This is a genomic window from Stenotrophomonas sp. YJH_SMC_20, from assembly GCF_059367845.1.
Genome location: NZ_JCAFRG010000005.1, coordinates 280144 through 306301, shown reverse-complemented (window position 1 = coordinate 306301; position 26158 = coordinate 280144). Strand labels below are relative to the sequence as shown.

Genomic DNA, 26158 nt, shown 5'->3' with positions numbered 1-26158 from the left:
TCAGGCTCCGGAAACAGGGGAAGAACCGACCGGCACCCGCCAGCCGTCGGCAGTGCCATCCGTGGCGCCGGGAACGAACACCATCGCTGCACCGTTCATGCAGTAGCGCAGCCCGGTCGGGCGTGGGCCATCGTTGAACACATGGCCGAGGTGGCCGCCACAGCGACGGCAGTGCACCTCCACCCGCAGCATCCCGAAGGTGACGTCGCGGTCTTCGCCGATGGCGTTGTGCAGCGGCGCCCAGAAGCTGGGCCAGCCGGTGCCGCTCTCGAACTTGGTGGAGGAGGAAAACAGCGGCAGCGCACAGCCGGCACACGCGAAGGTGCCCTGGCGGTGTTCCTTGTTGAGCGGGCTGCTCCACGGCCGTTCGGTGGCCTGCTGGCGCAGCACCGCGTACTGCGCCGGGGTCAGGCGCTGGCGCCAGTCGGCATCGCTGTGCATGACCTCGAACTGTCGCGACGGGCGCGCTTCGGCGGCGGCCGGGGCGGCGCGGCTGCAGGCCCCCAGGCCGAGCAGGCCGGCGGCGGTGGCAACACCTCCCAGGCCCAGCAGATGGCGGCGGGACAGGGACATGGCGGACTCCGGGAAGGGGATGACGAGGCCATGCTGCGCCCGCCCGGGTCAACGAATCCTCACGCAGGATTCAATTTTTCGTGAGGTATCGGCGGCCGTCCCGCGCCACAATGCTGCCAGCCTCCCCACTGGCCCCGAGCTGCCGATGTCGACCAAACGCGTGCTGATCGTTGAAGACGATGCCCACATCGCCGACCTGCTGCGCATGCACCTGGGCGATGAGGGCTACGACGTGGCCCATGCCGCCAGCGGCGATGCCGGCCTGCGCCTGCTGGAGCAGGAAGGTCCGTGGGATGCATTGGTGCTGGACGTGATGCTGCCCGGCGTGGATGGCCTGCAGGTCTGCCAGCGTGCACGCGCGATGGCGCGCTATGTGCCGATCATCATCATCAGCGCGCGCGGCAGCGAAACCCAGCGCATCGTCGGCCTGGAACTGGGCGCGGACGATTATCTGGCAAAGCCCTTCTCGATGCCGGAACTGGTAGCGCGGGTGCGCGCATTGCTGCGCCGCGCCGAGGCGATGGCGCAGAGCGCACGCATCGATGCCGGCGCGATCGAACTGGGCGGCCTGCAGCTGGATCCGGTCGCGCGCACCGCCTCGGTGGATGGCAACGCGCTGGAGCTGACCCCGCGCGAGTTCGACCTGCTGCTGTTCTTCGCCCGTCATCCGGACCAGGTGTTCGCGCGCATGGAACTGCTCAACCAGGTCTGGGGCTACCAGCACGATGGCTACGAACACACGGTCAACACCCATATCAATCGCCTGCGCAGCAAGATCGAGCCGGACCCGGCCAACCCACGGCGGTTGCTGACGGTGTGGGGCCGCGGCTACAAGCTGGTCGATCCGGCCGGGGCGGCGGCGTGATCAAGCCGAACCTGTGGCAGAAGCTGGCGGTGGTGACCGCTGCGCTGATGCTGGCGTGCTGCATGGCGCTGCTTGCACTGCAGATGCGGGCCAACACCCGCCACGAGCAGGAGGTGGTACAGCGGCTGTCGCTGGGCCTGGCCGAGCACATTGCCCAGCGCAGCGAGCTGATGGATACCAGCGGCATGCGCGATGCCGCCGTGCGCGCGCTGTTCGGCCAGCTGATGGCGGTCAACCCCAGCGTCGAGGTCTACCTGCTGGACGACCAGGGCCGCATCCTTGGCCACGATGCGCCCAGTGGGCACCTGGTGCGCACCCGGGTGGACGTGGCGCCGCTGCGCCGCCTGCTGGCGGGAGCACCGTTGCCGATCCTCGGTGATGATCCGCGCAGCGCCGATGGCCGCAAGGTGTTCAGTGCTGCACCGTTGATCGTGCAGGGCCGCCAGGCCGGCTATGTGTACGTGGTGCTGGTGGGCGAACACCGGCAGATGCTGGCCGACGACCTCGCCGCCGGCAGTCAGTGGAACACCACGCTGTGGTCGGTGGCACTCGTTGGTGGCCTCGGCCTGCTGGCCGGGCTGGTGGCCTTCTACTGGGTGACACGCCCGCTGCGGCGGCTGACCCGGCGCATCCAGGCCTTCGACATCGATGCACCCACGCCACTGCCGCCGGCGGAGCCGCTGCGCCCGGGTGAGCGCGATGAACTGGTGATCCTCGAACATGCGCATGCGCAGATGGCGCAACGGTTGGGCGAGCAGTGGCAGCAGCTGCGCCAGCAGGATCTGCAGCGCCGCGAGCTGGTCGCCAACATCTCGCATGACCTGCGTACGCCGTTGTCGTCGCTGCATGGCTACCTGGAAACACTGGCGTTGAAGGACGCCACGCTGTCGCCGGACGAGCGGCGCCGTTATCTCGGCATCGCGCTGGCACAGAGTGCCAAGGTCGGCCGGCTGGCACGCGCGCTGTTCGAGCTGGCGCGGCTGGAACATGGCGAAGTGCGCCTGGAGTGGGAAGTGTTCGCGCTGCCGGAACTGCTGCAGGATGTGCTGCAGAAATTCGAGCTGGCGGCGCAGGCGCGCAACCAGCACCTGCACGCCGAGTTCCCGCCCGGCCTGCCGCTGGTGCGTGCCGATCTGGGCCTGGTCGAGCGGGTGCTGACCAACCTGCTCGACAACGCGCTGCGGCATGCACCCGAGGGTGGGCAGATCGAGGTGCGCCTGCGCGCAACCGATGACAGCGTGGAGGTGAGCGTGGCCGATGATGGCCCCGGGGTGGCGCCAGCGCTGCGCACCCACCTGTTCCAGGCACCGGCCGCGCTCGGCGCTCGGCGTGGCGACAACGGCGGGCTGGGCCTGCTGATCGTGCAGCGCATCGTGCAGCTGCATGGGCGCAGGATCGAACTGCGTGACAGCGCGAGCGGCGCGTTGTTCGTGTTTGCCCTGCCACGCGCCGAACCGGCGGCCTAGCAGGCCGGTTCGCCCGTCACCGCACCGCCGCTTTCCAGCGGCAGTTTCAGGCGGATGCACGCACCTCCCAGTTCGGAGTCGGTCACTTCAACGTGGCCGCCGTGCTTGTCGGCCACCACCTGCACCAGCGCCAGGCCGAGGCCGAAGCCCGGGCTGCCCGGGTCCAGCCGCACGTAGGGTTGCAGTACCTGGCCGCGCAGTTCGGGTGCGATGCCGGGGCCGTCGTCCTCCACCTGCAGGCACAGCCAGCCGTCATTGACGGTGCTGGCAATACGGATCTGCCGGCGCGCGTAACGCAGTGCATTGCCGAGCAGGTTGCGCAGTGCCAGCTCCAGCATGTGCCGGTTGACGTTGACCAGGCCCACCGGCGACAGCGCCTGCTGCACCGGCACCGGCAGCGGCGCGAACTGGGCGACCACGCCGCGCACCAGCGCCGCCAGCTGCAGGCGCTGGCGGGTCAGCTGATGGCAGCGACCCAGTGCGGCGTACTCGACGCCGGCGTCGGTCAGGTGCTGCAGCCGATCCACATCGGTGCGCAGGCCGCCCAGCGCATCGCGCTGCACGTCGTCGAGTGCGCTGTCTTCCAGCTCGGCCAGGCCGAAACGCATCCGTGCCAACGGCGTGCGGACTTCGTGCGCCACCGCCTGCGCGAGCACCCGCTGGCTTTCCAGCAGTTGCTGCAGCTGCTCGGCCATGTGGTTGAAGGCATTGGCCAGCGGCCGCACCAGTGCGGTGCCGGCGCGCGGCGCACGCGTGTCCAGCTGGCCGTCGCGCATCCGCCGCGCCGCCTGGGCCAGCTGCGAGACGTCGCGCCACAGCCGGTAGACCATCACGTACATCGGCAGTGCCACCGCCACCATCAGGATCAGCAGCAGGATCGCCACGCCGGAGACTTCGCTGTCCTGCCAGCTTTCGTCAGGCAGCGCTTCGTCCAGCGGCCCCAGCATCAGCGCGTAGCCGCTGTCACCGATGCGCTGCAGGCTGCGCATGTGCTCCAGGTCGATCTGCACCCGGCCGTTGTTGAATGGCGGTCGCTGGCTGGACTGCAGCGCCTTCACCGCCTCGGCCAAAGGAACCAGGCGTAGGGCATAGGCGAAATCAGCGTCGAGTTCGCGGGCCAGCGCCGGCCACTGTTCACGCGGGGTTTCGGCGAAGCGATGCTGCAGCAGCGCGTGCGTGCCGCGCATCTCGGCCTGCAGGCCGGCTTCGGTGCGGTCTTCCAGCAGGGCATCCCAGGCCCACAGGCCCAGCACGATCAGCAACAGATGGGCGAGCAGGAAGCCGATGCCGTAGCGCAGGAAGTGGAAGGCGTGGCCGCGCATCGCCGACGGCGTGCGCGTCATCCCCATGCCGAGCGGCTGAACAGGTAGCCGCGGCCGCGAACGGTCTTGATCCGTTCTGGCTGCTCCGGGTTGTCGCCCAGCTTGCGGCGCAGGCGCGAGATGCGGGCATCGATCGAGCGGTCCAGGCCGTCGAAGGCGATCCCGCGCAGGCCGCGCAGCAGCGCATCGCGGTCCAGGATCTGGCCGGCGTTGCTGGCCAGCAGGAACAGCAGGTCGAACTCGGCCGTGGTGAGCTCCAGCAGGCCGCCCTGCAGGTGTACGTTGCGGGTGGAAGGGTCGATGTTCAGCTCGCCGAAGCGCAGGCTGCCGTCACGTGGCTCGACCCGGCGGTGGCGGCGCAGGTGGGCACGCAGCCGGGCCAGCAGCACCCTCGGTTCGATCGGTTTGCCGATGTAATCGTCGGCCCCCAGTTCCAGGCCCAGCACCTGGTCGATGTTGTCGGTGCGGGCGGTCAGCACGCAGATGATGCCGTCATAGTGGGGCCGGATCTGCCGACACACTTCGAAACCATCCTGGTCGGGCAGGCCGACATCGAGCAGGACCAGCGCCGGCTTTTCCGCCAGGATCCGGGCCACTGCCCGTTCGCCGCTGCGTTCATGGGCGACCTGGTAGCCATGCCGCTGCAGGTAGTCACTGACCATCGTTCCCAGGCGGGCATCGTCTTCGACCAGTACGATATCCAGCATTTCCAAGGCCTCCGTGGACGCAAACGTACCGCCACGGCACGAGCGCGGCGATGCTATCCCAGCCTGCGGGCCGCCCGGGTCCAGCGGGTGGGCGCCATTCAGCCGGGGTTGCTGGCGCTGGGGCCGCACTCCAGGCCTGGCAACAGCTTGGCGTTGAGCATAGCCTGAGGCTGTTACAAAGCGTTACCTTCGTGATACGTCTGGTGACCATCGCTGACAGCAACGCGACTGACGCGGGGCCGTCAGGGCGCAGAGCATGGAGTCTCCTCCGCTCCGCGTGCCGTTCCCATGTTGCCCGCCCTCTACCTGCTGAACCCGTCCCGCCGCTGCCGCTGCAGAGGTGCCCGATGAGTGGCGTGGTCGGGGCCTGGCTGCCACCTGCCGAGGACGAACACCTGCTGCAGCGCCTGGCACCGATGCTGCGCGCCCTGCAGCAGCGCGGCCGGGGCCGCATTGGCTACTGGACCGACGCCGGGGCCGGCCTGGCACTGGGCCACTGCCGGGCGCCCACCGATACGCCATTACAGCCGCTGAGCTCGGACTGCGGTCGCTACGTGCTGTGCCTGGACGGCCGCCTGTACAACCGCAGTGACCTGCAGGCGCAGCTGCGCGACCTGCCACGCAGTTGCAGCGATGCGCGGCTGCTGCTGCAGGCGATCGTCGAATGGGGCGTGGAGCGGGCGCTGTCGCGCATCGAGGGCGCGTTCGGTTTCAGTGTGTGGGACCGGGAGGCGCGCGAACTGTGGCTGGCCCGCGACCGGGTCGGCGAGCGGCCGCTGTACTACGGTTGGTACCAGGGCCAGTTCCTGTTTGCCTCGGAGTTGAAGGCGCTTCAGGCCTTCGCCGGCTTTGCCCCTGGCATCGACCAGGATGCGCTGAGCCTGCTGCTGCGCCATGACTATGTGCCGGCACCACACACCATCTACCGCGGTATCCACAAGCTGGTGGCCGGCGCGATGCTGCGCATCGATCTGAATGACCATGCGGCTGGCGGTTCCAGCCAGGCCGCACAGGGCGGCTCACGCTACTGGTGCGCACGCGATGCGATGCACAGCGCACTGCAGGAACCCCTGCAGCCGGCACCCAGCCTGGAGCAGGCTACCGACAAGCTGGAGACGGTACTGCAGAAGGCCATTGCCGCACGCATGCATTCGCCGCTGGCCTGCGGCGCGTTCCTGTCCGGTGGCACCGACTCGTCGCTGGTGACCGCGATGATGCAGGCGCAGTCGACCCTCCCGATCGAGGCATGGACGGTCGGTTTCGACGATCCCGGCCATGACGAGAGCGACTGGGCCTCGCAGGTCGCGCGGCATCTCGGCGTGCAGCACCACCTGCACCGCATGGACGCGCGCCAGGGCCTGGACCTGCTGCAGCGCCTGCCGCAGGTCTGGTGCGAGCCGTTCGCCGATGCCTCGCAGCTGCCGACCCTGCTCGCCAGCGAACTGCTGGGCGCTCGCAAGCCGGTTGCACTGACCGGTGATGGCGGCGATGAACTGTTCTTCGGTCACCCCAGCTACGGCCGCGCGCTGCGCAATGCACGCCTGTGCGGCGGCCTGCCGGACTGGGTGCGTGACCTGGCACGGCGCAGCGGCAACCGGATGAATCCCGAGCGCGGCCGCCTGGGTGGCTGGCGTGCGCTGGTGGCCGAGGTGGCTGCCAACGATGTGGAGGGGCATTATCTGCAGCGCGTGACGCGCTGGCGGCAGCCGGCGCAGGTAGTGCTGGGTGCGCGTGAGCCGCTGACGATCTTCCAGCAGCAGGACACGGCGCTGCCGGCCGAGGCGCGCATCCAGCTGCTGGATTTCCGCATGGACCTGGCCGAGGGCATCCTTGCCAAGGTTGATCGCGCGGGCATGGCGGCGGGCGTTGAAACCCGTGCGCCGTTGCTGGACATGGAGGTGGTGCGCCTGGCCTGGCGCCTGCCGCAGCACCTGAAGTACCACGATGGCGAACACAAACTCATTCTGAAGAATCTGTTGGCACGCTACCTGCCCGAGCCGCTGGTGTACCGTCCCAAGCGTGGCTTTGGCCCGCCCATGGCGCGCTGGCTGGCCGGTCCGTTGCGCGATTGGGCGGAGGCGCTGCTGGACCCGCAGCTGCTTCGCAACCAGGGCTGCTTCGATGCGGCACGCGTGCGCGGCATCTGGGAAGCGTTCCTGCGCGGCGAGCGCAAGTGGCACACGCACCTGTGGAACGTGCTGATGTTCCAGGCGTGGCACCAGCATTGGCATGGTGGTCGCGGGCGCTGAGGTTCCTTCGCGGGTTGTCCTGCGCGGCGCAGGGCGGAGGCCCTTGCGTACGAATGTCCTCCGGCGCCGGCCGTTGGCCGTCACCTCCCCCTTTACTTCGTACGCAAGGGCATCCGCCCTGCGTTCGGAGTTCGTCGGCGCCTCGTTGAAAGGCGCCACGAGCGCTGCGCTTTACCTGCCGTAAGCCGAGTCTCGTCGGGGCGGGCGGGGGGCTGGGCAAAGTAAAGGAGGAGGTGGCGGCCAACGGCCGGCGCCGGGACATTTGCCCAGGCCCCTGCCTGTCCCGGCGGGGCCCCTCAGTTCGCAGAGACATCGGACGAAGACGCACTCCGGAATCCGGACGCCAGGCAAAAAAAGACCCGGCAGAGGGAGGGATCTGCCGGGTCCGGATTGCATGGGGGGAGGGACCCACGCAATGAGCGTTGCGTCGCGTCAGTGGTTGCTCGCGTCCGCCGTTGATTCGTTGTAACCCTGCACCAGTTCGGACCACGCCTTGCTGGCCACCAGGCCGAGACCGACCACGTCCTGCTGGGCCTGGCCCAGCCGCTGCAGGTTGTCCTGCCACAGCTGTGCGCCCTTGTTGAGCATCCCGGCCGCGTCGTCGCTGCGGGCCAGTTCGCCCAGCCAGCCGCCGGTCGCGGTCAGGTTGCGCTCCATCACCTTCAACTGCACGCCGAACATGCTTTCCGCGTTCTCCAACGCCAATCGGTTTGCGCGCGTTGCGGCGGCGGCGAACTGGCGGGTGGCATCACTGAAGCGATCGCTGAAGGCGGCGGCCATGGGGGCATCAGGGAGTGGCTTGATGCATTGCAGCATACGCCGTTGATGCGGCAATGCAACAAAAATAACAAAGGCGCTCAGGGCGCCTTTGAAAAGCCTTTCAGATCAATGGGTTGATCAGGCCGTCGGGCCGCGGTAGCGACAGCCGGAGGTGCAGGTTTCGTGCACGGTGATCTCGCTCAGCGCCGGCAGGCTGGGCTTGAGTTCGTTCCAGATCCACACCGCCAGGTTCTCGCTGGTCGGGTTCTCCAGGCCGGGGATGTCGTTGAGGTAGTGATGGTCCAGGCGGTCATAGATCGGCTGGAAAGCCGCCTTCACGTCGCCGAAGTCCATGATCCAGCCGGTCTGCGCGCCGGGCTCGCCTTCGACCTTCAGTTCCACCCGGAACGAGTGGCCGTGCAGGCGCGCGCACTTGTGCCCCGGCGGCACGTTGGGGAGGCGGTGCGCCGCCTCGAGCATGAAGACTTTGAAGATTTCCATGGCGCGATTGTACGCCGCAGGTGGCCGGCCATCCTGAGCGATTGTTGGACTTTCGTGAAGTAATTCTTTCCATCCGGATGAAGAGATGATAGTTTCTCTTATATCCGTATGAAGAGATGTTATTGGCCGGACCCCGGCTTGGCATGGACTACTGCGGAACTACGTCGCCCTTTCCACCTCCCCCACATCGTCATGCCCAAGCACACCCTGCTCGTGGCGGCCCTGGCCGTCGCTCTGGCCGCGCCTTTGTCCGCCGCCGCCGAAACCTCCGCCGACGCCAGTGGCGAAGCCAGCACCCTGGCCGCCGTGCGCGTCACCGGTTCCAACATCAAGCGCACCGATACCGAGGCCTCCAACCCGGTGCAGGTGATCGGCCGCCAGCAGTTGGAACAGACCGGCAAGGCCACCGTCGCCGACGTGCTGCGCTCGATCTCGGCCAACACCGGCAACGCTGCCAACGAAACCACCAACAATGGCTGGGCGTCCGGCTCGGCCGGCATCGGCCTGCGCGGCCTGTCGCAGAAGAACACGCTGGTGCTGCTCAACGGCCGCCGCCTGGCCAACTACGGCTTCCCGGCCGGTGGCCTGTCCGACACCTTCGTCGATCTCAATGCGCTGCCGCTGGTCGCGGTCGAGCGCATTGAGGTGCTCAAGGACGGCGCCTCGGCGGTGTACGGCTCCGACGCCGTGGCCGGCGTGGTCAACATCATCACCCGGCAGAACTTCGAAGGCGCCGAGATCGGCGGCAGCTTCGGCGGTGCCGACCAGGGCGGCCTGCACGAGCAGAACCTGAAGTTCGTCGGCGGCCTGGGTGATCTGGACACCGATGGCTACAACATCCTCTTCAGCCTGCAGGGGTACAACCGTGAGCGCCTGGACCAGGACGAACGCAACCTGACCAGGAGCGGCATCTACACCGACAAGCCGGGTGGCCGCTGGAACGGCTGGTCGGCCAAGGGCGCGCGCTACCTGGTCAACGGCGTCTCGGTGCCGATGCTCGATGCCAACGGCAACTGCCCGGCCGGCACCACCCGCGTTGCCAGCGCGCCGATCGATGGCCTGTCCGGTGATACCTGCGGCTTCAACCAGGCGCCGTTCACCACGCTGATTCCCTCGACCAAGCGCTACCAGGCCTATGCCAACGGTACCTTCCGCCTGAACGACAACGTCGAGGCCTTTGGCGAAGTGCTGTACAGCCAGATCAAGAGCGCCGCCTGGTTCGGCAGCAGCCCGTTCTTTACCCTGGAAAGCGGCCGCTTCGCGTTGAACGCCAACAGCGGCCTGGCCGAGCCGGTGTCGTCGCTGCTGCCGGCCAACAATCCGTACAACCCGTACGGCCGCGCGATCCCGATCGAGTACACCTTCTTCGACCTCGGCGGCACGATCAAGACCAACCGTTCCACCGCCTACCGCGGCGTGTTCGGCCTGCGTGGCACCACCGCGTCGTGGGATTGGGAAGTGGCCGCGTTCGGCGCACGCAGCAGCGAGCGCGAGAGCGTGTCCGGCGGCTTCGCCAATCGCTGGGCGCTGGCCGACGCGCTGGCCACCGGCAGCTACAACCTGCTCAACCCGGCGGCCACGCCGCAGTCGGTGCGCGATTCGATCAACATCGCCACGCTGCGTCCGGCCGAATCCAAGCTGCAGGGTATCGATGCGAAGATTTCCGGCAGCCTGGGCCATACCTGGGCGGGTGAGATCGGCTTCGCGGCCGGTGCCGAGTGGCGCCGCGAAAAGCTCGACTCCAACAACCCGTGGCAGATCGATGCCGGCCTGCAGGTGCGCCCGGCCATTGCCGAAGTACACGGCAAGCGCCAGGTCAGTGCGGCCTACGCCGAAGTGAACGTGCCGCTGGCCTCGACGCTGGAGCTGTCCGCCGCCGCGCGCGCCGACCACTACGACGATTTCGGCGATGCGTTCTCGCCGAAGATCGGCCTGCGCTGGCAGCCCCTGGATGTCCTGCTGGTGCGTGCGTCCGCTTCGAAGGGCTTCCGCGCACCGTCGCTGTCGGAAAACTCCAACAGCACCAGCATCGCCTACGGCAGCGTGGTTGATCCGCGTGATCCGGACGTGCCGGGCTCGCGCCAGAACCCGACCTTCTTCACCGTCGGTAACAACGCACTGAAGCCGGAGCGAACCAAGAGCGTGAACTTCGGCGTGGTGCTGTCACCGTGGGCCAACACCAACCTGAGCGTGGACTATTACCGCATCCAGCTGGACAACCTGGTCGGCACCAACAATACCCAGACCCTGGTCAACGACAACGTGGCTGGCGCGGTGCAGCGCGATGAGCGCGGCAAGCTGCAGGCGGTCTACAACCGCTACCAGAACCTGAGCGAGCTGAAGACCTCGGGTATCGACGTCGAACTGCGCCAGCGCATCCCGACCGCGGCGCTGGGTGACTTCACCGTGTCCTCGGCCTACACCCACGTGCGCGACTACCGTCGCCCGACCGTGGTCGGTGGCCCGCTGGTGGACTACGCCGGCAGCAACCTGGGCGCGACCCTGCCCAAGGACAAGGCCACCACCACGCTGGACTGGAAGTACGGTGATTTCAACGCCGCAGTAACCTGGTACTACACCAGCAGCTACCGCCAGGAAGCCAGCACCGCAGCCAAGGCCGTGCAGCAGCGCGTCGGCAGCTATAGCCAGTACGACCTGTACCTGGGCTACACCGGCATCGACAAGCTGACGCTGTATGCCAAGGTGCAGAACCTGGCTGACAAGACGCCGCCGTACGACGCTTCGTTCCCGGGCATCCGCGCGCCATACGACTTCAGCCAGTACGACCTGCGCGGCCGCTACTTCACGCTGGGCTTCGATTACCGCTTCTGATCCATCCGCTGCGGCCGGTTTCTTCAGGGAGCCGGCCGCGCGACCGTCTGCCGTTGTGTCCTGGGGAGTCACCGTGTCCTTGCATCGTCGTGCCGTTCTTCCGTTGCTGATCGCCGCCGCCACCGCACTGTCCTGCCCGCAGCCAGCGCAGGCACAGAGTGCGTACTTCTTCCCGCAGGCCGTCGACGCGGCCGCGTTCGATACGTCCATTCCCACACCCGAGCAGTTCCTCGGCTACCCGATCGGCAGCCGTTACACCCGGCACGACCAGCTGGTGGCGTACTTCCAGGAACTGGCGAAACGCTCGGACAAGATCAGCGTGCGCGAGATCGGCCGCAGTTACGAGGGCCGCCCGTTGCTGATCGCCACGGTAACCGCTGCCGGCAACCACGCGCGGTTGGAACAGATCCGCCAGCAGCACGCGACCCTGGTCGATCCGGCGCAGCCGCGCAGTGCGGCGGGCGACAGCCCGGTGGTGGTGTGGCTGGGTTACAGCGTGCATGGCAACGAGACCTCCAGCGCCGAGGCGGCGATGCTGACCGCCTACTACCTGGTGGCCAACCGCAGTGCCGAGACCCAGCAATGGCTGCAGCAGGCGGTGGTGCTGTTCGACCCGGCGCAGAATCCGGACGGTCGCGATCGCGCCGCCAACTGGCACAACGCGTGGGCCTCCGATCCGGCCTCGGCCGACCCGGCTGACAAGGAGCACGTCGAGCCGTTCCCGCAGGGCCGCACCAACCACTACTTCACCGATCTCAACCGCGACTGGCTGGCCCTGACCCAGCAGGACTCGCGGCCGAAGGTGGAGGTGTTCCACCAGTGGTACCCGAACGTGCAGATCGACTTCCACGAAATGGGCAAGGACAGCACGTACTACTTCGAGCCTTCGCCGAAGAGCATGCACAGCCCGTTGATTCCGGCGCCGTCGTACGAGTTCAACAAGACCCTGGCCAAGTACCACGCGCAGGCGCTGGATGCCTTGGGTTCGCTGTACTACACCGGCGAGAATTTCGACAACTTCTCGCCGGTGTACGGCTCGACCTATCCGGACTTCCACGGCGCGGTCGGCGTCACCGTCGAGCAGGCCAGTTCACGTGGCCGCGCGCAGGAATCGGTGAACGGCCTGCTGACTTTCCCGTTCACCATTCGCAACCAGGTCGCTACCGGCCTCGGCACGGTGCGTGGCGCGGTGGCCGAGCGCAGCGGCCTGTTCGACCTGCAGAAGCAGTTCTTCCAGAGTGCGCTGAAGCAGGCAGCGCAGCAGCCGGTGAAGAGCTTCGTGTTCGGCGATACGCATGATCCGGCGCTGACCCGTCGCCTGCTGGAACTGTTGCTGCTGCACCGCATCGAGGTGCGCGCGCTGGACCGTGCGGTCAGCGTCGATGGCCTGCGCTTCGAGGCGGGGAGCGCCTACGTGGTGCCAATGCAGCAGGCGCAGTTCCGCCTGGTGCATTCGATCTTTGCCGAGACGCCGCCGATCAAGGGCGACGTGTTCTACGGCAGCACCAGCTACGCAATCGCACCGGCCTACGGCGTGGCCTTCGCGGGCAGCCGCAGCCGCATCGAAGGCGGCGCACGCGTGACCGCGCTCCCGGCGGAGCACGGTGCGGTGCTGGGCGGCCAGGCCGGATTCGCATACGCGATCGACTGGCGCGACTACAACGCCGGGCGCGCGCTGGCCGCGCTGCAGGGCAAAGGCGTGAGCGCACGTGCGGCATTCCAGCCGTTCACCACCGCGACCGCGCAGGGCGACGTCAGCTTCGCCGCCGGCAGCCTGGTGATTCCGGTTGCCGGGCAATCGCTGCAGGGCGCGGGCCTGCTTGAGACAGTGACATCGGCCGCGCGCGAGGCAGGTGTGCAGGTGCACGCGCTGTCCAGTGGCCGCAGCCGCGAAGGCATCGATCTGGGCAGTGACGGCGTCAAGGCGCTGCGCAAACCCGCGGTTGCGCTGGTGATGGGGGAGGGGGTGGCCGCCACCGAGATCGGCTCGGCCTGGTTCCTGCTCGACCAGCAGTTGCACTTGCCTGCCAGCAAGTTGGACCCGCAGCAGCTGGGCAAAGTGTCCCTGGACCGCTACACCACGATCGTGCTGTCCGGTGGCACCTATACCGGCGTCGATGCCGCGGCGGTGGCTGCACTGAAGCGCTGGGTGCAGGCCGGTGGTTCATTGGTGACCTATGGCAGTGCCTCGAAGTGGGCGATCGAACAGAAGCTCGCCGACGGCGAGAAGCTCGGCAAGGACGAAGAGACTGCCGACGAGAGCCGCCGTGCATTCGGCGACCAGCGCGACATCGCCGCGATCGAGCGGGTCAGCGGCAACATCCTCAGCGCCGATGTGGACACCAGTCATCCGCTGGCGTTCGGCGTGCCGCGCCGGCAACTGGCGATCAACAAGGAGAACACGGTGACGCTGCAGCCGAGTGCGAACCCATTCTCGACGGTGGTACGCATCGACACGCCGCCGCGGGTGAATGGCTATCTTTCCGAGCGCAACCGTGCGCGGGTAGCGGGCAGCGCGTGGCTGCTGGTGTCGGCGCAGGGGCAGGGCAACGTGGTGCTGTTTGCCGATGACCCGGCGCACCGCAAGTACTGGCACGGGACGGATCGGCTGCTGATCAACGCGATCTTCTTCGGGAATCTGGTAAATCCGGCGAAAGCGCGGGGTTGAGGTGTTTGGCGCCGAGTTTCTGTTGTGCTTGGGAGGCAGGGGGCCTCAGCCAGGACACGCCGTAAACCCATCCATGGGGGCTCGATGGCGCCATCCTTGGCGCCAACGGTCCTGGCTGAGGCCCCCTGCCTCCCATGACAGTTTCCTGCGGGCGCGGACGCATCAGACCCCAAGGCGGGAGCAAGGGCAAATACAAAAGCAAAAGCAAAAGCAAAGCCAGGAATTGCGACTTCGGCTTTTGCCTTTGAATTTGAACTTGAATTTGAATTTGAATTTGAATTTGAATTTGAATTTGATCTTTCTTCTCCCGGCTACCCGGCGGGAGAAGAAGGCGCAGGCAATGCTTGAAGCGGATGGGCGTGGGGCCAGCGCAAAACCGTGAGGCGCATGGATGCGCCGACCGAGCCCCCATGGATGGGTTTACGGCGTGTTTTGCGCTGGCCCCACGCCCATCCGCCCTCAGCGCAGCACACCGCCGGCTTCTACTCACGGTAGCCAGCAACAAAAAAGGACGGCGCGTCAGCGCCGTCCTTCGATAGCCCCCCGCGCAGCGGGAAGCACCCTCCATGTCAGCTGGGATCAGCCAGCGCGACCACCGCCGCCGCCCTGGCCACGACCACGGCCGCCACCATTACCGCCACCGCCACGGCGCTGGCCCTGGCCGGCACCTGCACGCTGCTGGCCATTTCCTCCGCCTTCGCGGCGGCCACCGCCGGCCTTCTTCGGGCCGGCATGCGCATGGCGCGGAGTATCACCGTGCGGACGGCGCGCGTGGCTCTTGCGCGGTGCGCGCTCACCGGTATCGTGCTCGGCCTTGCCCGGCGCACTGTTGCCCCAGCGGATCGGAACCTGCAGTTCGAAGCCCGGTACATCGCGGATGTCCATGTCGCGGCCCAGCAGGCGCACGATCGCGCGCAGCAGCTTCACTTCATCCTGCGCCACCAGCGAAATCGCCTGGCCGGTCGCGCCGTTGCGGCCGGTACGACCGATGCGGTGCACGTAGTCCTCGGCCACCATCGGCAGGTCGAAGTTGATCACCTTCGGCAGCTCGTTGATGTCGATGCCGCGCGCAGCGATGTCGGTGGCCACCAGCACCGTCACGCGGCCGGCCTTGAAGTCGCCCAGCGCACGCAGGCGCTGGCCCTGGCTCTTGTTGCCATGGATCGCCGCAGTCTTGATGCCCGACTTTTCCAGGAACGTGGCCAGCTTGTCGCTGCCGTGCTTGGTACGGGCGAACACCAGGGTCTGCTCGCGGCTGTCCTGCGCCAGCAGGTGCAGCAGCAGGTCGCGCTTGCGGCCGGCATCGACCGGGTGCACGCGGTGGGTGATGGTTTCGGCCACGGTGTTCTTCGGCGTCACCTGGATCTGTTCCGGGTTGCGCATGAACTCCAGCGCCAGCTGGCGGATGTTGTCCTCGAAGGTGGCCGAGAACAGCAGGGTCTGGCGGTTCTGCTTCGGCAGCTTGGCCAGGATGCGCTTGATCGACGGCAGGAAGCCCATGTCGAGCATGCGGTCGGCTTCGTCCAGCACCAGCAGTTCAATGCCGGACAGGTCGACGCTGCGACGCTCCAGGTGGTCGATCAGGCGGCCCGGGCAGGCCACCAGCAGGTCCACGCCACGGCGCAGGATGTCCAGCTGGTTGCCCATGCCGACACCGCCGTAGATGCAGGCGCTGGGGATACGCAGGTACTTGCTGTAGCCGCGCAGACTGTCATGCACCTGGGTGGCCAGTTCGCGGGTCGGGGCCAGGATCAGCGCACGCGGCTTGCGCGGGCCGGCACGCACTTCCTGCGAGGCGGTGCCCAGGTGCTGCAGCAACGGCAGGCCGAACGCGGCAGTTTTGCCGGTACCGGTCTGTGCGCCGGCCAGCAGGTCGCGACCGGCCAGCGCCAGCGGGATCGCCTGCTGCTGGATCGGGGTCGGATTTTCGTAGCCCTGCTCGGCAAGCGCACGCAGCAGGAAGGGCGCCAGGCCCAGCGATTCAAAAGACATTGAGATTGCTCCAAGTACAAGAAACGCCTGTCCGAACGGACAGACGGGGGCAGATCAAAGTGATCGGCTGACTCGGAGCGTTCCCGTGAACCGCGCTGCGAGAAGTTGGGTGCAGCCGGCACGAAGCGCCGGCTGGAATGCGTGACGAACGGCGTCGGAGTGGGGGCGGGCGAAGAGGGCGGACCCTGGTCGCCGGCGGTCCCGGAGGGAAACGGACGGCCGCTGCAGACCTGCCTAGTCTAACCGATGGCTGAGACCTCGCGCAAAAAGCCCCGTTCAGGTAAGGGGTTCTCTCTGCAGGGCTGCGCCCTGCACCTGCAGAGGCCAAAGCGACGTCAACGTCAAAAGCGGGTTTCCTGAGGGATGGCGGGGTGGGTCCGGTGGCGGGAGACGCCGTAAACCCGTCCCTGGGGGCTTGGCCGCGGCATCCATGCCGCGGACACTCCCGCCACCGGACCCACCCCGCCTTCGACAGTTTCCTGCGATCTGTCGGAATGGCATGGGGTCAGATCCGTTTTCCGCAGGAAAACGGATCTGACCCCGGAATTTCATTCGATATCTGACAGATTTCATCCACGCATAGCGTGGATCTACTGGCCACCGGCCTACTGTCGAAGGCGGGGTACTGTGGGTTTGCGGGGTGTGAGCGGCATGGATGCCGCGACCAAGCCCCCATGGATGGGTTTACGGTGTCCCCGCAAACCCACAGTGCCTCGCCATCCCACGGAATGCCCGCTGTTGCTGTTGCTTCGGCTGTTGCCCTGGCTTGAAGCAGGTGCAGGGCTGCAAGCCCTGCCGAAGCCCCCACTACGGTAGGGTGGGCCGATGCCGCGCTGCAGCTTGGCGCCGCCGCAGATTTGATTACACTTGAAACTTGTTTGCCCACGACTCCGGACACCCACCCATGAAGCTTGGTTCTTTGAAGGAAGGCGGCCGCGACGGCACCCTGATCGTCGTTTCGCGTGACCTGCGCCACGGCGTGCGCGCCACCGGCATCGCCGCCACCCTGCAGCAGGCCCTGGAGGACTGGAGCCACATCGCACCGCGCCTGAACGCCCTGTACGAATCGCTCAACGCTGGCGACGCCGATGGCGTGTTCGACCTCGATCCGCAGGCGCTGGCCGCACCGATGCCGCGTGCCTATGAGTTCGTCGATGGCAGCGCCTACCTGCCGCACGTCGAGCGCGTGCGCCGCGCCCGCGGTGCCGAGGTGCCCGAGAGCTTCTACACCGACCCGCTGATGTACCAGGCCACCAGTGCGGGCTTCTACGGCCCGCGCGATGCGGTCAAGGTGGTCAGCGAGGACTACGGCATCGACCTGGAAGCGGAGATCGTGGTGATCACCGACGACGTGCCGATGGCGGCCACCCCGGAACAGGCCGCCAGCCACATCCAGCTGGTCGGCCTGGTCAACGATGTCTCGCTTCGCAACCTGATCCCGGGCGAGCTGGCCAAGGGCTTCGGCTTCCTGCAGTCCAAGCCGCGTTCGGCGCTGTCGCCGGTGTTCGTCACCCCCGATGAGCTGGGTGCTGCGTGGCAGGACAGCAAGGTGCACCTGCCGCTGCTGACCCACATCAACGGCCAGTGGTTCGGTGCGCCGGAGGCGGGCGTGGACATGCAGTTCAACTTCGCCCAGCTGGTCGCGCATGCGGCCAAGACCCGCCCGCTGGGTGCCGGCACCATCGTCGGCTCGGGCACCATCGCCAACGAAGACACCAGCAAGGGTGCCTCATGCTTCGCCGAGCAGCGCGTGGTCGAGACCCTGCGTGACGGCAAGCCGAGCACGCCGTTCATGTCCTTCGGCGACGTGGTCCGGATCGAGATGCTCGACGCTGCCGGCAACAGCATCTTCGGTGCGATCGAGCAGCGCATCGAACAGGCGGCCAGGCCCTGAGCATGGAGGCGGCGATGGAGATCCCGGTCGACGACGGCATCGTGCTGTACACCTACTGGCGATCCAGCGCCGCCTACCGCGTGCGCATCGGCCTGGAGCTGAAGGGCCTGGCCTGGGAGGCGCGGCCGGTGCATCTGGTGCGCGACGGTGGCGAGCAGCACCATGAGGCTTACCGCGCGCTCAATCCGCAGCAGCTGGTGCCGACCCTGCTGCATGATGGGCACACGTTGACCCAGTCACTGGCGATCATCGAGTACCTGGAAGAGCGCTTCCCACAGATGCCGCTGCTGCCGGCCGATCCTGCGGGCCGCGCACGGGTGCGGGCGCTGGCCCAGTTGGTGGCCTGCGATATCCATCCGATCAACAACCTGCGGGTGATGCAGTACCTGGAACGCGACCTGCAGCTGCCCGCCGACGCCCGCACGCAGTGGACCCTGCACTGGATCGCCGAAGGCTTTGACGCGATGGAAGCGATGCTGGCCAACAGCCGCGACACCGGCACCTTCTGCCACGGCGACCGTCCTGGCCTGGCCGACATCTGCCTGTTGCCGCAGCTGTACAACGCCCACCGCTTTGGCCTGGACCTGGCACCGTACCCGACCCTGCGCCGCATCGAAGCGGCGTGCCAAGCGCTGGACGCATTCGACCGCGCGCGTCCGGAACACCAGCCCGACGCCGCCTGACGGGCCGCTTCGCTCGCCGGGCGCGGCCCGGCGCTACCGGTCCCCGGTCCGTGGTAGCGCCGGGCCATGCCCGGCGGATGCCCCATCCCCTCGCAACATCTGCCGAAGGTCTTCCCGGAACAGCCGATAGCCGGCCTCGCGGCGTGCATCGTCGGTCTGCCGCAACACCCACGCCGGGTGCACCGTGGCGTAGCCGCGCGTGCCATCTTCGAGGGTGTGCCAGCGTCCGCGGTCGCGTGAGAGGTCGAAGTCACGACCGAATACCGAGGCTGCCGCTGTCGCGCCCAGGCATACGATCACCTGGGGCCGCACACGCGCGATCTCGCCCATCAGCCAGGGGCGGCAGGCCTGGATGTGGCGGCTTTCCGGTCGCTTGTGCAGCCGCACCTTGCCGCGCCGCTCATGGTGGAAGTGCTTCACCGCGTTGGTGAGGTACAGCTGGGCGCGATCGATTCCCAGCTCCGCCAGTGCGCGGTCCAGCACCTGGCCGGCGGGTCCTGCGAACGGCTGCCCGCGCAGATCCTCGGTATCGCCGGGTTGTTCTCCGACCAGCATCACCCCGGCCCCTGCCGGCCCCTGGCCGAACACGGTCTGCGTGGCCTGCTCCCACAACGGGCACTGGCGGCAGGCGCTGGCCTGTCCGCGCAGATTGTCCAGACTGCTGGCATCGGTTGCCGGCGCCGCAGCGTTCGCACGTGGGCGAATCCTGCGTTGCGGTGCCTGCGCGGGACGGTCATGCATTTCCTGCACGCGGTCGGCGGCGTCGCGCACCAGGCGTGGCAGCAACTGTGCTTCAGGCAGGTGGCGCCAGTACTTGGCCGGCATCTCCTGCATCATCATCCGTGTGTTGAGTCGCGCCGGATTGAAGATGCTGGCGTAGTAGGTCTGCCACAGCGACTCGCGTGCATCCTCGGCCGGGGCGTCCTCGCGCCGTGCACCGGGGCCGAAGGCAAGCGCCTGCCCATCCCAGGCGACGCTGCGCGAAGGCGTGAGGATGGCCCAGCGCATGCCGGTGAAACGGCGCGCGAAGAACGGCGCGACCCGGTCGACGATGTGGTGCTGCGGCTCGAACCAGGCGATGAACGCATCAGGCTGGCCAGGCACTTCGCGGAAGCGCACGAATGCCTTCATCTTGTGCGTGTCGCGGCGGACCGCCTGTGCCATGGCCATCGCCCTCAGTACGTCGGCATCGGCAGGGTTTGACAGCACCGAGCGTTCGCCATGGGCGATGCGCCACAGCAACCGGTACAGGAGGGCCATGCGTTGTCCGTCGCGATGGCACAGGCAGGTGGCCGCCAGTTCCAGGAAGTCGCGCGGTACCGTCGGTGCGCCAGCATCGGCCTGTGCGGGCGCCGAGGTGACCGCGGGCGCGTCCAGCAGTGATGCGTCGCTGCCCTCGAGCCAGTCCAGCTGCTCCGGCGCGACGCCGCGCAGCAGGGCTTCGCGCGCACCGCTGCGCCAGGCCTCCAGCGACCATGGTGGATCCACCCGCAGCGACCAGCGCTGCGCGTCAGGCCGCGGACGGGGCATCGAACAGCGAAGCCTGTCGCGGCGGCGGGGCCAGCTGCGCGCGCAGCGCCGCCGGGTCGTCCAGTGCTTTGCGAGGGTGATGGTCGGCCAGCAGCACGAACGGCAGCAGCTTGCTCATCGGTGCCTTCAGGCGCGCGATGTCGGCCACGCGCAGCCGCCCGTGACGGCGTGCCATCAGCACGCGCTTGACGTTGCGCACGCCAAGGCCGGGCACCCGCAGCAGCATCTCCTTCGGTGCCCGGTTCAGATCGACCGGAAAGCGCTCGGGATGGCGGATCGCCCAGGCCATCTTCGGGTCGATATCCAGGTCGAGCATGCCGTCCTGGGTGGTATCGGTAATCTCATCCACGCCGTACCCGTAGAAGCGCAGCAGCCAGTCAGCCTGGTAAAGGCGATGTTCGCGCTGCAGCGGTGGCGGCTGCAGTGGCAACTGCCGGCTGGCGTCCGGAATCGGGCTGAACGCGGAGTAGTAGACCCGGCGCATGCGGTAACTGCCGTACAGGCTGTCGGCGCTGGCCAGGATCTGCCGGTCGTTTGCCCCGTCCGCGCCGACGATCATCTGGGTGCTCTGCCCGGCCGGTGCGAAACGGGGAGGACGCGGGCGAGTGCTGCGGATGGACGTCGGTGCCACCGCTGTGGGGGCCTTGCGAGCTTCCTTGGCTTCCTCGATGCGCCAACGCAGTTCGCCCATCGCGCCACGGATGGAATGAACCGTCTTCTCCGGCGCCAAGGCGCTCAGGCCGGCTTCGGTCGGCAGTTCCACGTTGATGGACAGGCGGTCGGCATAGCGCCCGGCACTGGCCAGCAGTTCCGGCGAGGCCTCGGGAATGGTCTTGAGGTGGATGTAGCCGGCGTAGCGGTGTTCTTCGCGCAGTTGCCGGGCTACTTCCACCATCTGTTCCATGGTGTAGTCCGCATTGCGGATGATGCCGCTGGACAGGAACAGGCCCTCGATGTAGTTGCGCTTGTAGAAGTCCAGGGTGAGCGTGACCACCTCATCCACGCTGAAACGTGCACGGGGCACGTTGCTGGAGACCCGGTTCACGCAGTAGGCGCAGTCGTAGACGCAGAAATTGGTCAGCAGGATTTTCAGCAGCGAAACGCAGCGGCCATCCGGTGTATAGCTGTGGCAGATGCCCATGCCCTCGGTGCTGCCGATACCGCCGCTGGCGCGTGAGTCGCGCTTGCCCGAGCCGCTGGAGGCGCAGGAGGCATCGTATTTGGCGGCGTCAGCCAGGATGGCAAGCTTGCGGATGGTTTCCATTGCGGAAACCTACGGATCGGCGGTCTCATTGGATGAGACCGCCCCTGAACCCTTCAGGTCAGAACCCGTGGGTGATGCTCGGCGCGCCGGCCGAGAAATCCGCGTACGGGTCGTGTTCGCCGCTGCTGCCTTCGGACAGGCGGAACTTCAGCGCCAAGCCATCGCGCGAGTCGGCCGCGCGCAGGGCCTCCTCCTGCTCGATGGTGCCAGCCTTGGCCAACCGGAACAGGCACTGGTCGAAGCTCTCCATGCCTTCCTCCAGCGAGGCTTCCATCGCCGCCTTGATTTCGTGCACCTGGCCGCGGCGCAGCAGGTCGCGGATCATCGGCGTGTTGATCAGCACCTCGGTGGCCGGCAGGCGTCGGCCCTCCTTGTTCTTCACCAGGCGCTGGCTGATCACCGCGCGCAGGTTCAGCGCCAGGTTCATCAGCACGTTCTTGTGCGCGCTTTCCGGGAAGAAGTTCAGGATGCGCTCGATGGTCTGGTCGGCGTTGTTGGAGTGCAGGGTGGCCAGGCACAGGTGGCCGGTCTCGGCGAAGGCGATGGCCGCCTCCATCGTTTCCGCATCCAGGATCTCGCCGATCAGGATCACGTCCGGCGCTTCACGCATCGCGTTCTTCAGCGCGTTGTGGAAGGCATGGGTATCCAGGCCGACCTCGCGCTGGTTGACGATCGACATCTTGTGCTTGTGCAGGTACTCGATCGGGTCCTCGATGGTGAGGATGTGACCGGTGGTGGTGCTGTTGCGGTGGTCGATCATCGACGCCAGCGAGGTGGACTTGCCGGAGCCGGTGGACCCCACCACCAGCACCAGCCCGCGCGGGGTCATGATGACGTCCTTCAGCACCTGCGGAAGGTTCAGCTCCTCGATGCTCGGGATGCGGCTGCGGATGGCGCGGATGACCATGCCGACCTCACCCCGCTGCTTGAACACGTTGACGCGGAAGCGCCCGGCGTCGGGCAGGGCGATGGCCATGTTGAGCTCGAGTTCGCGCTCGAACTGCGGCACCTGGCCCTCGTCCATCAGCGAGTAGGCAATCTTCTTCACCATGCCCGGCGGCAGGCCGGTGTTGCCCAGCGGATAGAGCTTCCCCTCGATCTTGATGTAGACCGGTGCCCCGGTGGTCAAAAACATGTCCGAAGCGTTCTTTTCGGTCATCAGCTTCAGGAAGTAGCCGATATCCATTGCGAATTTTCCCCAACGAAACGGCCGACGCCCGTTGCCAGCACGGTGTCGGCTTGACGACAATGGCCGTGAACCGACAACCGGTACGGCCTCCCCAATGAAACGACTTAGCTTCGCACGAATGCGCCATGGCCTGTATGTGATGGCGTTTGCATTCGCACTGTCTGCCCCCGCCTGGGCGCAGGACGCCGCCCTGGAACTGGCGCAGGCCCGGCAGGCGGTCGACAAGGCCACCCAGGCCGATGCCGACCAGTACGCCCCGGACCTGATCGGGCTGGCCCGGCAGGGGCTGGAGCAGGCCCAGCGCGCCGCAGGCGACCGCCGCGAGCGCAAGAATGCGCCGGCAATGGCCCTGCGCGCCGCCGCCGATGCCGACCTGGCCCGCGTCCGCAGCGAGGAAGCCACCGTCAGCGCGCAGCTGCAGCTGCGCCGCAACGAGGTCAACCAGCTGCAACGCCAGCTGTCGACCGGGGAGGACCGCCGGTGAAGCCGATGACCGCCGCAACCCTGGCCGCGCTGCTGGCGCTGCCGACCCTGGCCACGGCCGCCGACAACCCGATGGTGGCGCAGCTGAGCCAGCGCCTGATGGCCATCCAGGCCAACCCCGATACCGCTGAGCTGGGCGCCTTCGAGCGCATGCAGGCGCAGCAGGCCATCGCCACCCTGGACAAGGCCAAGCGCCGCGACCAGGAGCTGGCCACGTACCTGGCCGAGCGCCGGGTAGAGATCGCCGAGACGGCCGTGCGTACCGCACTGGCCGCGCGTGAGGTCGATCGCCTCGATCGTACCCGCAGTGACCTGCTGATCGAGGCCAGCCGCCGCGATGCCGCCCGTGCCCGCCAGGAAGCCGAGCAGCTGCGCATGCAGGCGCAGATGCAGGCCGAGGAGGCCGAACGGTTGCGCCAGGCCGCCGAAGCCGAGACCCTGGCCCGCCAGGACGCCGAGAACGCCCTGACCAGCGTGGCCGGCAAGCAGCAGCAGCGTCTGAGCGCCGCACAGCAGAACGCTGCCAGGCTGGCCCGGGAGGAAGCCGAGCTGGTGTCCGGGCAGAAGCTGCCCGGTTCGAAGTTCGACGCTCGCGGTGAGGTCTTCACCTTCGGTGGTGACGCGTTCGCCGCAGGCGCCTCCAGCCTGTCGGGTGGCGCCCGCAACCAGGCCAAGGCCCTGGCCGAGTACCTGAACATCGGCAAGAAGGGGCGCCTGCGCATCGAGGCCTACGACAGCGCCAACGGCGTGGGCCAGAAGCGTGCCGAAGCGCTGCGCGACGCCCTGGTCGCGGGTGGTGTCGCCAGCAACCGCATCCAGGTCAGCGGCAAGAAGGCTGCGTCCACCCGGGCGCGCTCGGCCGAGGTCATCATCGCGCCGTAATGCATTGATATTGTTTGTTTTTCGTTGCGATGAGCATTCAGCCTGAACCCCGCCCCGGCGGGGTTCGGTCTTTTTGACGCAGGGGTCTTGTACCCCGCCTTGAGCAGGCGTAGGGTCAATCGTCCGGGACGCAATGCCGCGGACCGGACGATGGGAGGGCCGGGCCGATGCAAGCAGGGCGCGAACCGCAGCAGATCGACGTGCGCAGGCCAGTGCCGCAGGTCGTTGCAGGCGTCCAGGTGGCCATCGACCGGCGCTCCTCCATGAACAACGCCCCGTGCCTTTCGGCCGGGGCGTTCGTGTATCTGTCGAAGGAGGTCCATCATGTTTGAAGATCAGCCCCAGAGCGAGATCGACGCACGTCGCGCGCGTGATCCGGAGTTCAGGGCACTCCATGACCAGCACCGCAAGTTGAACAAGAAGTGCATGGACGCGGAGTTGGGTGTACTCCCGATCGATGATGTCACCCTGGGTCGCATGAAGCGCGAGAAGCTGCTGGCCAAGCAACGTCTTCTGCGAATGTACGAAACACCGCTCCCAACGACGTCCCCCACGCTTTGACGCACATCGTCGCGCCCGGAACGGCGTGACCCGGCCATCGATGGCCCTGCCGGGGGCTCCTGCCCTGGCATCGCGGCCGCGCCGATGAGGCGGCCGCGCCAAGGCACCACAGGCGGTGGTGCCTTGGCCTTCAGGCACAACTCACCGATGCGGGCGGCACCGGTCTCCTCGTCGATCCGGGGCCGTCCGCATCCTTTTTTTGCGGGCTTCCGGCCCCGCGGCGCAACGACCTGACATTCATCGCCATCCGACGGATAATCATCGGTCCGGCCCTGCGCGGCGCGAATCGAAAGTCCTCCGAATGCCCATTCATTCTTCCGTCCTCGAACTCATCGGCCAGACCCCGATCGTCAAGGCCCAGCGCCTGGACACCGGCGTCTGCGAGCTCTACCTGAAGCTGGAGAGCGCCAACCCGGGCGGATCGATCAAGGATCGCATCGGCCTGTCGATGATCGAGGCGGCGGAGCAGCGTGGCGACCTGAAGCCGGGCGCGACCCTGGTTGAAGGTACCGCCGGCAACACCGGCCTGGGCCTGGCGCTGGTGGCACAGCAGAAGGGCTACAAGCTGATCCTCGTCGTTCCCGACAAGATGAGCCGCGAGAAGATCTTCAACCTGAAGGCGATGGGCGCCGAAGTCCGCCTGACCCGCTCGGACGTGGCCAAGGGCCATCCGGAGTACTACCAGGACCTGGCCAAGACCATCGCCGAGCAGACCCCGGGCGCCTACTTCATCAACCAGTTCGGCAACCCGGACAATCCGGCAGCGCACGAATTCGGTACCGGCCCGGAGATCCTGGAGCAGATGGGGGGTGACCTCGACGCCATCGTGTTCGGCTGCGGCAGCTCCGGCACCATGACCGGCCTGTCGCGCGCGTTCGCCAAGCTGTCGCCCAAGACCGAGCTGGTGCTGGCCGATCCGGTCGGCTCGATCCTGGCCGAATACATCAACGACGGCGTGCTCAACGACAAGTCGGGCAGCTGGCTGGTGGAGGGCATCGGCGAGGACTTCCTGCCGTCGATCTCCGATTTCAGCCGTGTCAAGAAAGCCTATGCAATCAGCGACGCCGAGAGCTTCCACACCGCGCGCGAGCTGCTGGGCAAGGAAGGCATCCTCGGCGGTTCGTCCACCGGCACCCTGCTGGCCGCAGCGCTGAAGTACTGCAAGGAGCAGACCACGCCGAAGAAGGTGCTCGTACTGGTCTGCGATACCGGCAACAAGTACCTGTCGAAGATGTACAACGACTACTGGATGCTGGACAACGGCTTCCTGCAGCGCCCGCAGCACGGCGACCTGCGCGACCTGATCCTGCGTCCGTACGGCCAGCGCGACACTGTCGTTATTGGCCCGAACGACCTGCTGACCACCGCCTACCAGCGCATGAAGCTGTATGACGTGTCGCAGCTGCCGGTGATGGACGGTGACCAGCTGGTCGGCATCGTCGATGAAAGCGACGTCCTGCTGCATGTCTATGGCGACGAAGCGCGCTTCCGCGACACGGTTGCCACGGCGATGGTCAGCAAGCTGGACCGGCTGGACGTGAAGTCGCCGATCGAGGCCCTGCTGCCGGTGTTCGACCGCGGCCAGGTGGCGATCGTGATGGACGGCGATGCTTTCCTGGGCCTGATCACCCGTATCGACCTGCTGAACTATCTGCGCCGTCGCGTGCAGTAAGCCGCCGATCACGGCAGTTCACCGCTGAATTCCGGTTTATTCGCGTCAAAGCTCGTTAAGGCTGCG

The 26158-nt window shown here is 67.2% G+C and carries 20 protein-coding genes; 11 read left to right on the top strand and 9 right to left on the bottom strand.

What is annotated here, in order from left to right; all coding sequences use genetic code 11:
• Entirely contained in the window at nucleotides 1-573 is a 573-nt protein-coding gene (msrB, locus tag AC5P6A_RS11555; protein WP_005415145.1) for a peptide-methionine (R)-S-oxide reductase MsrB, read from the bottom strand.
• 145 nt (nucleotides 574-718) lie between these two features.
• Between msrB and AC5P6A_RS11550 the strand changes: the two genes are divergently transcribed.
• A complete protein-coding gene (locus AC5P6A_RS11550) occupies nucleotides 719-1438 on the top strand; it encodes a response regulator transcription factor (RefSeq protein WP_005407947.1) in 720 nt (239 codons plus the stop codon).
• Complete coding sequence (locus tag AC5P6A_RS11545; protein ID WP_180877027.1) at nucleotides 1435-2904, top strand: sensor histidine kinase; 1470 nt, start codon at nucleotides 1435-1437, stop codon at nucleotides 2902-2904. Before AC5P6A_RS11550 ends, AC5P6A_RS11545 begins: the two co-directional genes overlap by 4 nt.
• Here the strand turns inward: AC5P6A_RS11545 and AC5P6A_RS11540 are convergent.
• Both AC5P6A_RS11540 and AC5P6A_RS11535 read right to left on the bottom strand, forming a co-directional pair.
• The gene (locus AC5P6A_RS11540) at nucleotides 2901-4247 is read right to left on the bottom strand and encodes an ATP-binding protein (RefSeq protein ID WP_111102060.1); all 1347 of its coding nucleotides are present in this window, start codon (nucleotides 4245-4247) and stop codon (nucleotides 2901-2903) included. The two genes, AC5P6A_RS11545 and AC5P6A_RS11540, sit on opposite strands and share 4 nt — an antisense overlap.
• Nucleotides 4244-4933 carry a winged helix-turn-helix domain-containing protein gene (locus tag AC5P6A_RS11535; protein ID WP_010484092.1) on the bottom strand — a complete coding sequence of 230 codons (690 nt, stop codon included), beginning with the start codon at nucleotides 4931-4933 and terminating at the stop codon, nucleotides 4244-4246. Before AC5P6A_RS11535 ends, AC5P6A_RS11540 begins: the two co-directional genes overlap by 4 nt.
• A 347-nt stretch (nucleotides 4934-5280) precedes the next feature.
• Here AC5P6A_RS11535 and asnB point away from each other — a divergent pair, with 347 nt between their 5' ends.
• Nucleotides 5281-7182, top strand: coding sequence for an asparagine synthase (glutamine-hydrolyzing) (gene asnB / locus AC5P6A_RS11530; protein WP_180877029.1), 1902 nt, complete (start codon nucleotides 5281-5283; stop codon nucleotides 7180-7182).
• 432 nt (nucleotides 7183-7614) lie between these two features.
• Here asnB and AC5P6A_RS11525 read toward each other — a convergent pair whose 3' ends face one another.
• Complete coding sequence (locus tag AC5P6A_RS11525; RefSeq protein ID WP_019660945.1) at nucleotides 7615-7962, bottom strand: phasin family protein; 348 nt, start codon at nucleotides 7960-7962, stop codon at nucleotides 7615-7617.
• 117 nt (nucleotides 7963-8079) lie between these two features.
• Complete coding sequence (gene queD, locus AC5P6A_RS11520; RefSeq protein WP_005407953.1) at nucleotides 8080-8442, bottom strand: 6-carboxytetrahydropterin synthase QueD; 363 nt, start codon at nucleotides 8440-8442, stop codon at nucleotides 8080-8082.
• A gap of 192 nt (nucleotides 8443-8634) precedes the next feature.
• Between queD and AC5P6A_RS11515 the strand changes: the two genes are divergently transcribed.
• Together AC5P6A_RS11515 and AC5P6A_RS11510 are read left to right on the top strand one after the other, a co-directional pair.
• Complete coding sequence (locus AC5P6A_RS11515; RefSeq protein WP_019660946.1) at nucleotides 8635-11274, top strand: TonB-dependent receptor plug domain-containing protein; 2640 nt, start codon at nucleotides 8635-8637, stop codon at nucleotides 11272-11274.
• A gap of 73 nt (nucleotides 11275-11347) precedes the next feature.
• Complete coding sequence (locus AC5P6A_RS11510; RefSeq protein WP_346714947.1) at nucleotides 11348-13942, top strand: M14 family zinc carboxypeptidase; 2595 nt, start codon at nucleotides 11348-11350, stop codon at nucleotides 13940-13942.
• A gap of 579 nt (nucleotides 13943-14521) precedes the next feature.
• On the opposite strand, the gene AC5P6A_RS11505 is transcribed toward AC5P6A_RS11510, so the two are convergent.
• Nucleotides 14522-15934 (bottom strand): DEAD/DEAH box helicase, encoded by a 1413-nt coding sequence (locus AC5P6A_RS11505; RefSeq protein ID WP_180877039.1) that lies wholly within the window; start codon nucleotides 15932-15934, stop codon nucleotides 14522-14524.
• A gap of 904 nt (nucleotides 15935-16838) precedes the next feature.
• Between AC5P6A_RS11505 and AC5P6A_RS11500 the strand changes: the two genes are divergently transcribed.
• Both AC5P6A_RS11500 and maiA read left to right on the top strand, forming a co-directional pair.
• Nucleotides 16839-17828 carry a fumarylacetoacetate hydrolase family protein gene (locus tag AC5P6A_RS11500; protein WP_019660949.1) on the top strand — a complete coding sequence of 330 codons (990 nt, stop codon included), beginning with the start codon at nucleotides 16839-16841 and terminating at the stop codon, nucleotides 17826-17828.
• 14 nt (nucleotides 17829-17842) lie between these two features.
• Nucleotides 17843-18511, top strand: a complete 669-nt coding sequence (gene maiA, locus AC5P6A_RS11495; RefSeq protein ID WP_111103843.1) for a maleylacetoacetate isomerase — start codon at nucleotides 17843-17845, stop codon at nucleotides 18509-18511.
• 33 nt (nucleotides 18512-18544) lie between these two features.
• Here maiA and AC5P6A_RS11490 read toward each other — a convergent pair whose 3' ends face one another.
• Genes AC5P6A_RS11490 through AC5P6A_RS11480 form a run of 3 tightly spaced genes read right to left on the bottom strand, consistent with a single transcriptional unit; the run spans nucleotide 18545 to nucleotide 22491 of the window.
• On the bottom strand, nucleotides 18545-20041 hold the full coding sequence (locus AC5P6A_RS11490) for a UdgX family uracil-DNA binding protein (protein WP_346714946.1): 1497 nt from the start codon (nucleotides 20039-20041) through the stop codon (nucleotides 18545-18547).
• Complete coding sequence (locus AC5P6A_RS11485) at nucleotides 20022-21305, bottom strand: putative DNA modification/repair radical SAM protein (RefSeq protein ID WP_346714945.1); 1284 nt, start codon at nucleotides 21303-21305, stop codon at nucleotides 20022-20024. Before AC5P6A_RS11485 ends, AC5P6A_RS11490 begins: the two co-directional genes overlap by 20 nt.
• 58 nt (nucleotides 21306-21363) lie before the next feature.
• Complete coding sequence (locus AC5P6A_RS11480) at nucleotides 21364-22491, bottom strand: PilT/PilU family type 4a pilus ATPase (protein WP_049416904.1); 1128 nt, start codon at nucleotides 22489-22491, stop codon at nucleotides 21364-21366.
• A 121-nt stretch (nucleotides 22492-22612) separates the two neighbouring features.
• Here AC5P6A_RS11480 and AC5P6A_RS11475 point away from each other — a divergent pair, with 121 nt between their 5' ends.
• From AC5P6A_RS11475 to AC5P6A_RS11460, 4 genes are all read left to right on the top strand, one after another.
• Nucleotides 22613-22978: a DUF4398 domain-containing protein gene (locus AC5P6A_RS11475; RefSeq protein ID WP_019660954.1), complete on the top strand. Its 366-nt coding sequence runs from the start codon at nucleotides 22613-22615 to the stop codon at nucleotides 22976-22978.
• Nucleotides 22975-23859, top strand: a complete 885-nt coding sequence (locus AC5P6A_RS11470; RefSeq protein ID WP_180877041.1) for an OmpA family protein — start codon at nucleotides 22975-22977, stop codon at nucleotides 23857-23859. Before AC5P6A_RS11475 ends, AC5P6A_RS11470 begins: the two co-directional genes overlap by 4 nt.
• A gap of 324 nt (nucleotides 23860-24183) precedes the next feature.
• Entirely contained in the window at nucleotides 24184-24420 is a 237-nt protein-coding gene (locus tag AC5P6A_RS11465; RefSeq protein ID WP_005407964.1) for an HP1242/YdcH family protein, read from the top strand.
• A 301-nt stretch (nucleotides 24421-24721) separates the two neighbouring features.
• The gene (locus AC5P6A_RS11460; protein WP_021202680.1) at nucleotides 24722-26092 is read left to right on the top strand and encodes a pyridoxal-phosphate dependent enzyme; all 1371 of its coding nucleotides are present in this window, start codon (nucleotides 24722-24724) and stop codon (nucleotides 26090-26092) included.
• The last annotated feature ends 66 nt before the right edge of the window (nucleotides 26093-26158 follow it).